Source organism: Brevundimonas sp. T2-11 (assembly GCF_055397675.1).
Genome location: NZ_AP027920.1, coordinates 1,153,953 through 1,166,659 on the forward strand (window position 1 = coordinate 1,153,953; position 12,707 = coordinate 1,166,659).

The 12,707-nt window shown below is 65.0% G+C and carries 14 protein-coding genes; 13 read left to right on the forward strand and 1 reads right to left on the reverse strand.

Annotation, left to right across the window (positions count from 1 at the left end; all coding sequences use genetic code 11):
- The first annotated feature begins 150 nt into the window (after window positions 1-150).
- From fusA to ACZ5XO_RS05765, 5 genes are all read left to right on the forward strand, one after another.
- Window positions 151-2,232: an elongation factor G gene (fusA, locus tag ACZ5XO_RS05745; RefSeq protein ID WP_464164333.1), complete on the forward strand. Its 2,082-nt coding sequence runs from the start codon at window positions 151-153 to the stop codon at window positions 2,230-2,232.
- 110 nt (window positions 2,233-2,342) lie between these two features.
- Window positions 2,343-3,533, forward strand: coding sequence for an elongation factor Tu (gene tuf, locus ACZ5XO_RS05750; RefSeq protein ID WP_464164304.1), 1,191 nt, complete (start codon window positions 2,343-2,345; stop codon window positions 3,531-3,533).
- Between the two features lie 324 nt (window positions 3,534-3,857).
- Window positions 3,858-5,006 (forward strand): GNAT family N-acetyltransferase, encoded by a 1,149-nt coding sequence (locus tag ACZ5XO_RS05755; protein WP_464164334.1) that lies wholly within the window; start codon window positions 3,858-3,860, stop codon window positions 5,004-5,006.
- Between the two features lie 17 nt (window positions 5,007-5,023).
- The gene (locus tag ACZ5XO_RS05760) at window positions 5,024-5,932 is read left to right on the forward strand and encodes a cupin-like domain-containing protein (protein ID WP_464164335.1); all 909 of its coding nucleotides are present in this window, start codon (window positions 5,024-5,026) and stop codon (window positions 5,930-5,932) included.
- A 105-nt stretch (window positions 5,933-6,037) separates the two neighbouring features.
- A complete protein-coding gene (locus ACZ5XO_RS05765) occupies window positions 6,038-6,931 on the forward strand; it encodes a GIN domain-containing protein (protein WP_464164336.1) in 894 nt (297 codons plus the stop codon).
- Between the two features lie 146 nt (window positions 6,932-7,077).
- Here the strand turns inward: ACZ5XO_RS05765 and ACZ5XO_RS05770 are convergent, their stop codons facing one another.
- Window positions 7,078-7,836: an outer membrane protein gene (locus tag ACZ5XO_RS05770; protein WP_464164337.1), complete on the reverse strand. Its 759-nt coding sequence runs from the start codon at window positions 7,834-7,836 to the stop codon at window positions 7,078-7,080.
- A gap of 597 nt (window positions 7,837-8,433) precedes the next feature.
- Here ACZ5XO_RS05770 and rpsJ point away from each other — a divergent pair.
- From rpsJ to rpsC, 8 genes are read left to right on the forward strand one after another with little or no spacing between them, the layout of a single operon-like run.
- Entirely contained in the window at window positions 8,434-8,739 is a 306-nt protein-coding gene (gene rpsJ, locus ACZ5XO_RS05775; RefSeq protein WP_105563630.1) for a 30S ribosomal protein S10, read from the forward strand.
- Window positions 8,740-8,762: 23 nt separating this feature from the next.
- Entirely contained in the window at window positions 8,763-9,512 is a 750-nt protein-coding gene (gene rplC / locus ACZ5XO_RS05780) for a 50S ribosomal protein L3 (RefSeq protein ID WP_464164338.1), read from the forward strand.
- Window positions 9,512-10,150: a 50S ribosomal protein L4 gene (gene rplD / locus ACZ5XO_RS05785; RefSeq protein WP_464164339.1), complete on the forward strand. Its 639-nt coding sequence runs from the start codon at window positions 9,512-9,514 to the stop codon at window positions 10,148-10,150. Before rplC ends, rplD begins: the two co-directional genes overlap by 1 nt.
- On the forward strand, window positions 10,150-10,455 hold the full coding sequence (locus ACZ5XO_RS05790) for a 50S ribosomal protein L23 (RefSeq protein ID WP_003170030.1): 306 nt from the start codon (window positions 10,150-10,152) through the stop codon (window positions 10,453-10,455). Before rplD ends, ACZ5XO_RS05790 begins: the two co-directional genes overlap by 1 nt.
- Window positions 10,456-10,459: 4 nt before the next feature.
- Window positions 10,460-11,296: a 50S ribosomal protein L2 gene (gene rplB, locus ACZ5XO_RS05795; protein WP_464164340.1), complete on the forward strand. Its 837-nt coding sequence runs from the start codon at window positions 10,460-10,462 to the stop codon at window positions 11,294-11,296.
- A 2-nt stretch (window positions 11,297-11,298) separates the two neighbouring features.
- Window positions 11,299-11,577, forward strand: coding sequence for a 30S ribosomal protein S19 (gene rpsS, locus ACZ5XO_RS05800; protein WP_184272436.1), 279 nt, complete (start codon window positions 11,299-11,301; stop codon window positions 11,575-11,577).
- 3 nt (window positions 11,578-11,580) lie between these two features.
- The gene (gene rplV / locus ACZ5XO_RS05805) at window positions 11,581-11,961 is read left to right on the forward strand and encodes a 50S ribosomal protein L22 (RefSeq protein WP_464164341.1); all 381 of its coding nucleotides are present in this window, start codon (window positions 11,581-11,583) and stop codon (window positions 11,959-11,961) included.
- Window positions 11,961-12,704 (forward strand): 30S ribosomal protein S3, encoded by a 744-nt coding sequence (gene rpsC / locus ACZ5XO_RS05810; protein ID WP_312783787.1) that lies wholly within the window; start codon window positions 11,961-11,963, stop codon window positions 12,702-12,704. The genes rplV and rpsC overlap by 1 nt, the downstream gene beginning before the upstream one ends.
- The last annotated feature ends 3 nt before the right edge of the window (window positions 12,705-12,707 follow it).

The window sequence follows — 12,707 nt, forward strand, 5'->3', positions numbered from 1 at the left end:
GCGTCTTAAAACCGTCCCCCTTTGCATCTATGGGGACGGCGGCGTTCTAAGACGATCCGGCGCGGGCGTTCAGACTGAACCGCCCGCGCCGTCATATCCGACACCCATGGGCGCTCGCCGCGTCCGCGAAGCAGCCCGAAGGCAACTCCAATGCCCCGCACACATAAAATCGAAGACTACCGCAACTTCGGCATCATGGCCCACATCGACGCGGGCAAGACGACGACGACCGAGCGGATCCTGTTCTACACCGGCCGTAACCACAAGATGGGCGAGACCCACGACGGCGCGTCCACCATGGACTGGATGGACCAGGAACAGGAACGCGGCATCACCATCACGTCGGCCGCGACGACCGCCTTCTGGAAGGGCAAGCGTCTCAACATCATCGACACCCCCGGCCACGTGGACTTCACCATTGAAGTCGAGCGTTCGCTGCGCGTCCTCGACGGCGCCGTGACGGTGCTGGACGGCAACGCCGGCGTCGAACCGCAGACCGAGACCGTCTGGCGTCAGGCCGACAAGTACAAGGTTCCGCGCATCGTCTTCGTCAACAAGATGGACAAGATCGGCGCTGACTTCGCTGCTTCGGTGCAGTCGATCCGCGACCGTCTGGGCGCCAAGGCCGTGCCGATCCAGCTGCCGATCGGCGCCGAGAACCTGCTGAAGGGCGTCGTCGACCTGGTCGAGATGAAGGCCTACGTCTGGGAAACCGACACCGTCGGCGCCGACGCCGACATCCGCGACATCCCGGCCGACATGGCTGACGAAGCCGCTGCGGCTCGCCAGTACCTGATCGACAACGCCGTCGAACTCGACGACGACGCCATGGAAGCCTACCTGGGCGGCGAAGAGCCCTCGGTCGAAGTGCTGAAGAAGTGCATCCGCAAGGCTGTTCTGACCGGCGCCTTCTACCCGATCCTCGGCGGCTCGGCCTTCAAGAACAAGGGCGTCCAGCCCCTGCTCGACGCCGTCATCGACTACCTGCCGTCGCCGACCGACATTCCGGCCACGCCGGGCATCGACTTCCGCACGGAAGAGCCGATCACCCGCAAGGCTTCGGACGACGAGCCCCTGTCGGTTCTGGCGTTCAAGATCATGGACGACCCCTTCGTCGGCTCGCTGACCTTCTGCCGCCTGTACTCGGGCAAGATGGAAACCGGCATGTCGCTGCTGAACTCGTCGCGTGACAAGAAAGAGCGCGTCGGCCGCATGCTGCAGATGCACTCGAACAACCGCGAGGACATCAAGGAAGCCTACGCCGGCGACATCGTCGCCCTGGCTGGCCTGAAGGAAACCCGCACGGGCGACACCCTGTGCGACCCGATCAAGTCGCCCATCATCCTCGAGAAGATGGAATTCCCGGCGCCGGTGATCGAGATCTCGGTCGAGCCCAAGACCAAGGCCGACCAGGAGAAGCTGGGCGTGGCCCTGGCCAAGCTGGCTTCGGAAGACCCCTCCTTCACCGTCTCGACCGACCACGAGTCGGGCCAGACGATCCTGAAGGGCATGGGCGAGCTTCACCTGGACATCAAGGTCGACATCCTGAAGCGCACCTACAAGGTGGAAGCCAACATCGGCGCGCCGCAGGTGGCCTACCGTGAATCGCTGGGCCGCAAGGTCGACATCGACTACACGCACAAGAAGCAGACCGGCGGTACGGGTCAGTTCGCCCGCGTCATGATCACCTTCGAACCCGGTGAACCCGGTTCGGGCTTCGTCTTCGAGAACGCCATCGTCGGCGGCGCTGTGCCCAAGGAATACATCCCGGGCGTCGAGAAGGGTCTGGAATCGGCCAAGGAAAACGGTCTTCTGGCCGGCTTCCCCATGATCGACTTCAAGGCCACCCTGACGGACGGCAAGTTCCACGACGTCGACTCCAGCGTTCTGGCCTTCGAAATCGCTTCGCGCGCCGCCTTCCGTGAACTGAAGGAAAAGGGTTCGCCCAAGCTGCTCGAGCCGATCATGGCGGTGGAAGTCGTGACCCCCGAGGAATACCTCGGCTCGGTCATCGGCGACCTGAACGGCCGTCGTGGCATGATCCAGGGCCAAGACATGCGCGGCAACGCCATCGTCATCAACGCCTTCGTGCCGCTGGCGAACATGTTCGGCTACGTGAACACCCTGCGGGGCATGTCGCAGGGCCGCGCCCAGTTCACCATGCAGTACGATCACTATGAGCCGGTGCCGCAACACGTCGCCGACGAAGTGATCAAGAAGTACTCCGCCTAAGTCCGTTTCGACGGACCACTTGAAAACGGGGCGGTTTGACCACAAATCGCCCCGTCTATCCCCAAACCTTAATTGGACCCCCGGTTCGGGGACCCTCCAGGAGCTAGAGAATGGCCAAGGAAAAGTTCGAACGCACGAAGCCGCACTGCAACATCGGCACGATCGGCCACGTTGACCACGGCAAGACGACGCTGACGGCTGCGATCACGATCACGCTGGCGAAGGCCGGCGGCGGCAAGGCGATGAACTACGCCGACATCGACGCCGCGCCGGAAGAAAAGGCCCGCGGCATCACGATCAACACGGCGCACGTGGAATACGAGACGGCCAACCGTCACTACGCGCACGTCGACTGCCCCGGCCACGCCGACTACGTGAAGAACATGATCACGGGCGCGGCTCAGATGGACGGCGCGATCCTGGTCTGCTCGGCCGCTGACGGCCCGATGCCGCAAACGCGCGAGCACATCCTGCTGTCGCGTCAGGTCGGCGTTCCGGCCCTGGTGGTCTTCCTGAACAAGGTCGACATGGTCGACGACGAAGAGCTGCTCGAGCTGGTCGAGATGGAAGTGCGTGAACTTCTGTCGTCCTACCAGTTCCCGGGCGACGACATCCCGGTCGTCAAGGGCTCGGCCCTGGCCGCCGTCGAAGGCCGCGACGCCGCCATCGGCGAAGAAGCCATCCTGAAGCTGATGCAGGCCGTCGACGACTACATCCCGCAGCCGGAACGTCCGGTCGACATGCCCTTCCTGATGCCGGTCGAAGACGTCTTCTCGATCTCGGGTCGTGGTACGGTCGTGACCGGTCGCGTCGAGCGCGGCATCGTCAAGGTCGGTGAAGAAGTCGAGATCGTCGGCATCCGTCCGGTCCAGAAGACGACCTGCACGGGCGTTGAAATGTTCCGCAAGCTGCTGGACCAGGGTCAGGCCGGCGACAACGTGGGCGTGCTGCTGCGCGGCACCAAGCGTGAAGACGTCGAGCGCGGCCAGGTGCTGTGCAAGCCGGGTTCGATCACCCCGCACACCAAGTTCGTGGCCGAGGCCTACATCCTGACCAAGGAAGAGGGCGGCCGTCACACGCCGTTCTTCACGAACTACCGTCCGCAGTTCTACTTCCGCACGACCGACGTGACCGGCATCGTGAAGCTGAAGGAAGGCGTCGAGATGATCATGCCCGGCGACAACGCCGAGCTGGACGTCGAACTGATCACCCCGATCGCCATGGAAGAGAAGCTGCGCTTCGCCATCCGTGAAGGCGGCCGCACCGTCGGCGCCGGCGTCGTGGCCAAGATCGTCGCCTAAGCGATGGATCCGGGTCCTGGGACCCGAACAGTAAGCGTACCGGCCTCAAGCAGCCCGAAAGGGCGGCAGGCCAAGCGTAAAGCGTACAGAGCGGCCCCCGGAGCGATCCGGGGGCCGTTTCTGCATGCGCCGCCATCCGGAAACAGGACCGGCGCGTCGCGTGAGCGAGCGGGGGATTCCCTTGTTGAGACGAAAGAAACCGCGAACGGCGGACAACGGACGTCGGGTGCGTTCACCAAAGCTCTCAACCGTGTTGAAACAGGCCGTATGCGAGGACGCCGAGCGGAATGGAATTTGCTGGCCGTTTCGCGCAAAGGGGGAGCCATGTCCGGCGCACTGACAGTCCAAATCCGTGATGTGGCGAGCCTGACCGCTGAAGAGCGCGGCCTTTGGGCCGGGTGGCAGGCGGCCGACCCTGATCTGTCCAGCCCCTATTTCCGTCTGGAGTTCGCTGAAATCGCCTCAAGGATCAGTCCGGGCAGCGCCCTGGCGGTCTTCCGTCGGGACGGGGAGGTGGTCGGCTACTTCCCCTATCAGAAGCGCGGCGGGGCCATCCTGCCGATCGCCGCGCCCATGAATGACTATCACGGGGTCATCGGCCCGGCGGGGCGGCGTCCGACGCTGGTCGAAACGGCGGAACTGCTGGGCGGCGCGCGTTTCAGCGTCAATGGCTGGGTGGGGCGGGAACCGGGCTTCAGCGTCAATGAGAGCTTCCGCACCACCATTCCCGACGACGGCGGCTATGACGCCTGGTACGCCGCGCGTCGCTCGGCCTTCGGCAAGTATTTCAAGGACAAGGAGCGGGCGCGCCGCAGCATGGCGGCCGAGTTCGGCGATGTGGAGATTCTGATCGGCCAGCGTGACGGAGCGCTGCTGGACGAACTGATCGCCCTGAAACGCGAACAGTACCGCCGCACGGGCCGCCACGACGTCTTCGCCTGCGGCTGGACGCGGGATCTGCTGCACGCCCTGATGGCGCATGAGGGACCCGACTTCGGCGCCTCCCTGGCCGTCCTGCGGGTCGGCGGGCGTATGGCGGCGGTCGAGTATTCCCTGCATGCGGGGCGGCGGTATCATTTCTGGTTCCCGGCCTATGTCCCGACCCTGGCGCGTTGCTCGCCGGGCATCATCCTGAGCATGGAGACGATCCGGCTGGGATCGGAGGCGGGCTATTGCGACTTTGACTACGGCTTCGGCGGCGAGGCGTACAAACGCTACTTCTGCGATACGGTGCAGCCGGTGATCGAGGCGACGGTTCTGCGGTCCGGGCTTCCGGCCGTTCTGGGACAGGCCGGGGCCTCTCTGCTGTCATTGGCCGGTGCGGAGCGCGGGCGTCGCCTGCGTCAGAGCGTGCGCCGGCGCTGGAATGTCATCGAGGCGTGCGAGGTCACGTCGTCCGGCCGTCTTCGCGGGGCGGCCATGGCCGCGGGCGCGGCCCTGTCGAAAGCAGCAGGCCGGGGGAGGTCTTCATGATGGAACAGGCCCAGTCTATGTCCGGGCGCCGTACGCGCTATCCAGGTCCGATCGCGCAGGCGGGAACGATCGCCCATGATCTGATCGCCCAGGGCTTCGCGGACGACGCGGCCCTGGCGGCCCTGCTGGACCGCTATCCGGCGGACCTGTTCGACATCAACCTCTACGACTACGACGATGAGGGTCAGGTCAGTCTGAAGACCGGCGCGCGCGGCCGGCTGGACGGCGGCCAGTTGCTGGAGGCGATCCAGCAGGGACGGCTCTGGGTCAACCTGCGCGACGTCGAGACGGGCTGGCCGGAACTCTGGGCGGCGGCGATGGCGGAGTTCGCCAAGGTCGAGGCGGCCTATCCGGGGCTGAAGGCGGTCAAGAACGCCGGACAACTGATCCTGTCGTCGCCCAAGGCGCGGGTGCCCTATCATTTCGACGCCGCGGGCGTGGTGCTGTTCCACCTGCGCGGTCGCAAACGGATCTTCGTCTATCCGGGCGACGAGGCCCATCTGCCCGAGCGCAGCATGGAACAGGTCGTGGCGCGGCAGACGACCGAGGAACTGCCCTACAGGCTGACGTTCGAGGGCGACGCCCAGGTGGTGGACCTGGAGCCCGGCCAGGCCCTGACCTGGCCCCTCTACGCGCCGCACCGGGTTGAGAACCTGGACCGGTTCTGCGTCTCGCTGTCGATGGATTTTCAGACCTGGCCCTCGCGCTTCCGCAACGGCGCGCTCTACACCAATGCTGTCGTTCGCAGTCGAGGCGGCGCGCCGCGCCAGACCGACCGGATGGGGCAGGGCGAGTTGGCCCTGCGCTGGGCGGCGTCGCTGGCCCTGAAGCGCATGGGAGCGCTGAAGAGCAAGATCGCGCACTTCGAGCGCCAGTTCGAGCCGGAGGTCGGGGCGGCTGACGGCGCGGGCGCGCTCAAGGGCTGAGCGCCGGAAGGCCGTATTCTTACAACGACTTCATGACCTCGATTTAAAATGACTTGGGGCGCGGCGGGGGCCAGTTTCTCCTCACATCTGGAGAGGGACACCGCCATGAAGTTCGCAGTCTACGCCGCCGCCTCGGCCGCCGTTCTCACCGCTTTCGCCGTTCTTCCCGCGGCGGCCCAGGAAGCCGAGATCCGCAACGCCGTGGCGCGCGTCATCGTCATTCCCGAGGACCGGACGGATATCGCCGTCGAGATCACGCAGGGCTCCGCGGACCTGCCTCGGCTGACTGTCGAGCGCCGCGGCGACAAGGTCCGCATCGACGGCGGCCTGGGGCGTCGTCGCAGCATGCTGCAGTTCAACAACGACAGCATCCGCAGCTGCAACAACGGTCGTGCCGACGCCCGCCAGCCAGGCGAGGGGGCGACGGTGGAGGTCGCCGGCAAGGGGCGCATCCGTCTCGAGGACGCGCCCCTGGTGGTTGTCCGGACGCCGCGTGATGTCGATGTGAACTCGGGCAGCGGCGTCTATGGCGCGATCGGACGCGGCGCGCGGTCTGTCGAACTGGGCGCCGGGGGATGCGGCAACTGGACCGTGGCCAATGTCGACGGGCGCCTGGAGATCGGCGTCGGCGGCTCCGGCACGGTGCGCGCCGGCACGTCGCGTTCGCTGGAGGCTTCGGTGGGCGGTTCCGGCTCCATTCTGACCGGCGCGACCGGGGGGCTGGAGGCTTCGGTCGGCGGTTCCGGCAATATTGTCGTGGCCGGAGTGGATGGTCCGGCGGAGGTGTCGATCGGCGGTTCTGGCGACGTGAACATTCGCGGCGGGCGGGCGTCGACGCTGGAGGTGGCGATCGCCGGTTCGGGCAATGTCCGCTTCGACGGCGTGGCCAACAGCCTGGAAGCCTCGATCGCCGGTTCCGGCGACGTGCGCGTCGCCGAGGTGACCGGACCGGTTTCGCGTTCGATCGTGGGTTCGGGCGAGGTGCGCGTCGGACGCTGAGCCGAACCGCATCGCCATGAGAGAAGGCCCGGGAGCGTGGAACCCCCCGGGCCTTTTTCACGTCTGGTCTTCGGGCAATGAAAAACCCCGGCGGATTGCTCCGCCGGGGTTTCCCACGTCTTGCGGTCGAGGACCGCCAGGACGGCTTAGTTACCGAACAGGCCGGTGAAGGCGTTGCTGGTGCGGCCCAGGTTGGCGCCGGCTTGGTCGCGGGCTTGCAGACCGCCGCCGAAGCTGTAGCGCATGCCGATCTTGATGACGTTGGCGTCGACGTCCAGGTCCGAGGACTTGACGTAGTCGTAGCCGCCGAAGACCGAGTAGGGCGAGTTGGCGAACTGGTACTCGGCGCCCACGCCGGCCGACCAAGCGTCAACGTCGCCGGCGCCCAGGAAGATGTTGTCGGCGTCGATGTTCGAGTACGAAGCGCCGACGTTCAGGCGCAGTTGCGACGTGGCGTAGAAGGCGGCGTCGCCAGCGACGGTCCACATGTCGGCGTCAGCGGCCGTGCCGTATTCGACGACGCCGGTCAGGGTGGCGCGGTCGAGATACTTCTGACCTTCCAGACCGAAGTTGGTCATGGTGGTGTTGGCGAACTCCGAAGCGCCGACAAAGCCGCCGAAGCGCATGTCTTCGATCTTCTTCGTCAGGTGCACGGCGCCGGCCAGGGTGGTTTCGTCGCCACCGTTCTCGACGTCGGTGTAGGCGCCTTCAGCGTTGAAGGTCACGGTCCAGTCGCCGAAGACCGGCGAAGCGACGACGCCGTCGATGACGCCGCGGTTGATGTCGGTGCCATCAACGTCGGCGTAGTTGTAGGCGACGCCGACCGAGCCGACAGCGTCTTGGGCGAAGGCGGGAGCGGCGATCAGGGTCGCGGCGGCGACGGAGGCGAGGAAGACGGTTTTCATTATGAGTATCCTTTTTATGCGCCGCCGGGTTCGCACCACGACGGCAAGGGGAAGATAGGCCCCGCTTTGTCATTTTGCCGTTGTGAACTTGTCATATTTCAGCGGTTTGGGGCTGATGTTGCCGATGAGTGACGCATTGCGGCACGTTTGCGTCGCGGGTCGGGGCGACAATGCGGCGAACGATTAACCGGACGGTCATGTGGCCCCGCTTTCGCCCCAGGGGTTAATTCGGAAGGCTGTCGTCGGCCTTCGGGCCCCTGTAATAGAGAGGGCGAACCGCAGATCGGCGGCGGGCGGGCGATGAGTCGCAAACCCTTGCTGCATGGCGGTTTCGGCGCTTGACGGAAACGGAATCAAAGGGCATAAGCGCCCCTCTTGTTGGACCGGCTGTGCATCTTCGGGTGCAGACGCGGTTCGCAGGAACGACCTAAGTTACTGTTCTTTGCAGCATTCTTGGGACTTTACGGCCTTCGCGGTGTGCTGCGTGGGCCGATCGTTTTTGCGGATTTGCGTTTCCTGGGGGCATCGCCCCGAGGCTCTGGTCTTTGAAATGGTTCACAGGGACGCGGTTCCGACCGCTTGGGAATAACAACCGATATGGATCAAAGCATCCGCATCAGGCTCAAGGCCTTCGACCATCGCGTCCTCGACTTTTCGACGCGCGAGATCGTCAACACCGCCAAGCGCACCGGGGCGACCGTTCGTGGTCCGATCCCGCTGCCGACCCTGATCGAAAAGTTCACCGTGAACCGCTCGCCGCACGTCGATAAGAAGTCGCGTGAGCAGTTTGAAATCCGCACGCACAAGCGCGTGCTCGACATCATCGACCCCACCCCGCAAACCGTGGACGCGCTCATGAAGCTCGACCTGTCGGCCGGTGTGGACGTCGAGATCAAGATTTAAGAAAGAAAGAGGCGGGATCCGACATGCGTACGGGCGTGATCGCCAAGAAACTGGGTATGACGCGCGTCTTCGCTGAAGACGGCGCGCACATCCCGGTCACGGTTCTGCAGCTTGACGGCTGCCAGGTCGTGGGTCAGCGCACTCAAGAGCGGGACGGCTACGTCGCCCTGCAACTGGGCGCCGGAACCAAGAAGGCAAAAAACACCAACAAGGCTCAGCGCGAAGTGTTCGCCAAGGCCGAGGTTGAACCTAAGCACTATGTGACCGAGTTCCGCGTTGACGCGGATGGTCTGCTGGACGTGGGCGCCGAGCTGTCGGCCGATCACTTCCTGGCGGGGCAAAGGGTCGACATCCAGGGCGAGACCATCGGTAAGGGCTTCGCCGGCGCCATGAAGCGCTGGAACTTCGGCGGTCTGCGCGCCACGCACGGCGTCTCGCTGTCGCACCGCTCGCACGGCTCGACTGGCCAGCGCCAGGACCCGGGCAAGACCTTCAAGGGTAAGAAGATGGCCGGCCACTACGGCCAGGAAGTCGTCACCCAGCAGAACCTGACCGTCGTCCGCGTGGACGCCGAGCGTGGCCTGATCCTGATCAAGGGCGCTGTCCCGGGTCACGACGGCAGCTACGTCAAGGTCCGCGACGCTGTTAAGAAGGCCCGTCCGGCTGACGCCCCGTTCCCGGGCGCCGTCAAGTCGACCAAGGCCGCTCAACCCGCCTCGACGCCGGCTGAAGAAGCTCCGGCCGTTGAAGCGACCGAAGGCGGTGAAGCGTAATGAAACTCTCGGTCATCAAACTCGACGGCAAGGCTGCTGGCGACGTTGAACTGTCGGACGCCGTCTTCGGCATCTCCGACATTCGCGGCGACCTGCTGGCCCGTACCGTCAACTGGCAGCTGGCCAAGCGTCGCGCCGGCACGCACAAGGTTCAAACCCGCAACGAGAACTCTCGTACGGGCAAGAAGATGTACAAGCAGAAGGGCACCGGCGGTGCTCGTCACGGTTCGCGTCGTGCGCCGCAGTTCGTCGGCGGTTCGCGCGCCTTCGGTCCGGTCGTTCGCGACCACGGCTTCTCGCTGCCGAAGAAGATCCGCGCCCTGGCTCTGCGTCACGCTCTCAGCTCGAAGGTCAAGGCCGGCGATCTGGTCGTGGTCGACAGCGTTTCGGTCAAGGAAGCCAAGACGGCCTCGCTGCGCGAGACCTTCGGCAAGCTCGGCTGGACCAAGGCCCTGATCATCGCGGGTCCGGAAGTCGATACGAACTTCGGCCTGGCCGCTCGCAACATCCCGCACATCGACGTCCTGCCGAACGCCGGCCTGAACGTCTATGACATCCTGCGGGCCGACAAACTGGTGCTGACCAAGGCCGCCGTCGAGGCGATCGAGGCGCGCTTCGCTGAGAAGGAAGCCGCATAATGGCCGCCGCTCAACCCACCGCCAAGCACTACGACACCATCCTGGCTCCGGTGATCACCGAGAAGGCCACGATCCTGTCGGAGCAGAACAAGGTCGTCTTCCGCGTCGCCGGCACGGCGACCAAGGACGAGATCGCCGCTGCGGTCGAAAGCCTGTTCAAAGTCAACGTCCTCAAGGTCAACACCCTGGTTCAAAAGGGCAAGACCAAGCGCTTCCGGGGTATCCTCGGTCGTCGCGTGGACATCAAGAAAGCGATCGTGACGCTGGCTGACGGCCAGTCGATCGACGTCACGACGGGGCTCTAAGACGATGGCCTTGAAAACCTACAATCCGACGTCGCCGGGCCGCCGCGCCCTGGTGCTGGTCGACCGGTCCGAGCTCCACAAGGGCCGTCCCGAGAAGTCGCTCGTTGAAGGCCTGACCAAGTCGGGCGGTCGCGGGCAGGGCGGTCGCGTGGCCGTTCGCTTCCGCGGCGGCGGCGCCAAGACCCTGTACCGCAAGATCGACTTCAAGCGTCGCAAGTTCGACGCCATCGGTACGGTCGAGCGTCTGGAATACGACCCGAACCGTACGGCCTTCATCGCCCTGGTGACCTACGCCGACGGCGAGAAGACCTACATCATCGCTCCGCAGCGCCTGAAGGCTGGCGACACTGTCGTCGCCGGTGAGAAGGTCGATGTGAAGCCGGGCAACGCCATGCCGCTGCGCTCGATGCCCGTGGGTACGATCATCCACAACATCGAGATGAAGCCGGGCAAGGGCGCCCAGCTGGCCCGTTCGGCCGGCGCCTACGCCCAGCTGGTCGGTCGCGATCAGGGCTACGCCCAGATCCGCCTCGGCTCGGGCGAGCTGCGCATGGTCCTGGACTCGTGCATGGCCACCGTCGGCGCCGTGTCGAACCCGGACCACATGAACCAGAACCTCGGCAAGGCCGGTCGCGTTCGTCACATGGGCTGGCGTCCGCACGTTCGCGGCGTCGCCATGAACCCGATCGACCACCCGCATGGTGGTGGTGAAGGCCGGACCTCTGGTGGTCGTACCCCGGTTACGCCGTGGGGCAAGGACACCAAGGGCACCCGCACCCGCAAGAACAAGGCTACGGACAAGTTCATCATCCGTACCCGTCACGTTAAGAAGGCTCGCTAAGAATGGCCCGCTCCTCCTGGAAAGGCCCGTTTGTCGACGGGTATCTGCTCAAGAAGGCCGACGCCGTTCAAACGTCGGGCCGCAAGGACGTGATCAAGACGTGGTCGCGCCGCTCCACCATCCTGCCCCAGTTCGTCGGTCTGACCTTCGGCGTCCACAACGGCCAGAAGCATGTGCCGGTGATGGTCAACGAAGACATGGTCGGCATGAAGTTTGGCGAGTTCGCCCCGACCCGGAACTTCCCGGGTCACGCGGCGGACAAGAAGGCCAAAAGGAAGTAACTGATGGCCAAGTCCAACAACCCCCGCCGCGTCGGCGCCACCGAGGCTCGCGCCAAGCTGGTCAACGTTCGCATCAGCCCTCAAAAGCTGAACCTGGTCGCCGCTTCGATCCGCGGTCTGCCGGTTCAGAAGGCGCTGAACGAGCTGGAATTCAGCCACAAGCGTATCGCTGGCGACGTCCGCAAGGTCCTGTACTCGGCGATCTCGAACGCTGAGAACAACCACAACCTCGACATCGACAACCTGTTCGTCGCCGAGGCCTTCGTGGGCAAGAACCTGGTGATGAAGCGCTTCGCGAGCCGTGCTCGCGGTCGCTCGTCGCGCATCCTGAAACCGTTCAGCGAGATCACGATCGTGGTCCGTGAAGCCGGCGAGGCCGCCTGATGGGACAGAAAATCAATCCGGTCGGTCTGCGCCTTGGCGTGAACCGCACGTGGGACAGCCGCTGGTTCGCCGGCGGCGCCGACTACGCCCGCCTGCTGCACCAGGACCTGAAGCTGCGTACGTGGCTGAAGGAACGCCTGGCCGCCGCCGGCGTGTCGCGCATCATCATCGAGCGTCCGCACAAGAAGTGCCGCGTGACGATCTACGCCGCTCGTCCGGGCGTCGTGATCGGCAAGAAGGGCGCTGACATCGAGAAGCTCCGCAAGGACATCTCGGCTCGCACCGAAGGCGAAGTTCACCTGAACATCGTCGAAGTCCGCAAGCCGGAAACCGACGCGCAGCTGATCGCTGAAAACATCGCTCAGCAGCTGGAGCGCCGGATCGCCTTCCGTCGCGCCATGAAGCGTTCGATGCAGTCGGCCATGCGCCTCGGCGCCAAGGGCGTCCGCATCAACGTCTCGGGCCGTCTGGGCGGCGCCGAAATCGCTCGTATGGAATGGTACCGCGAAGGTCGCGTGCCGCTTCACACCCTGCGCGCCGACATCGACTATGGCTTCTACGAAGCCAAGACGACCTACGGCATCATTGGCGTGAAGGTCTGGGTCTTCAAGGGTGAGGTGCTCGAGCACGACCCGATGGCTCAGGACAAGCGCTGGGCCCAGGAAGCCTCGGGTCCGTCGTCCAACGAAGGCCGTGGCGGCCCCCGCGGTGATCGCGGTCCGCGCCGTGGTCGTGAGGGCTGATAG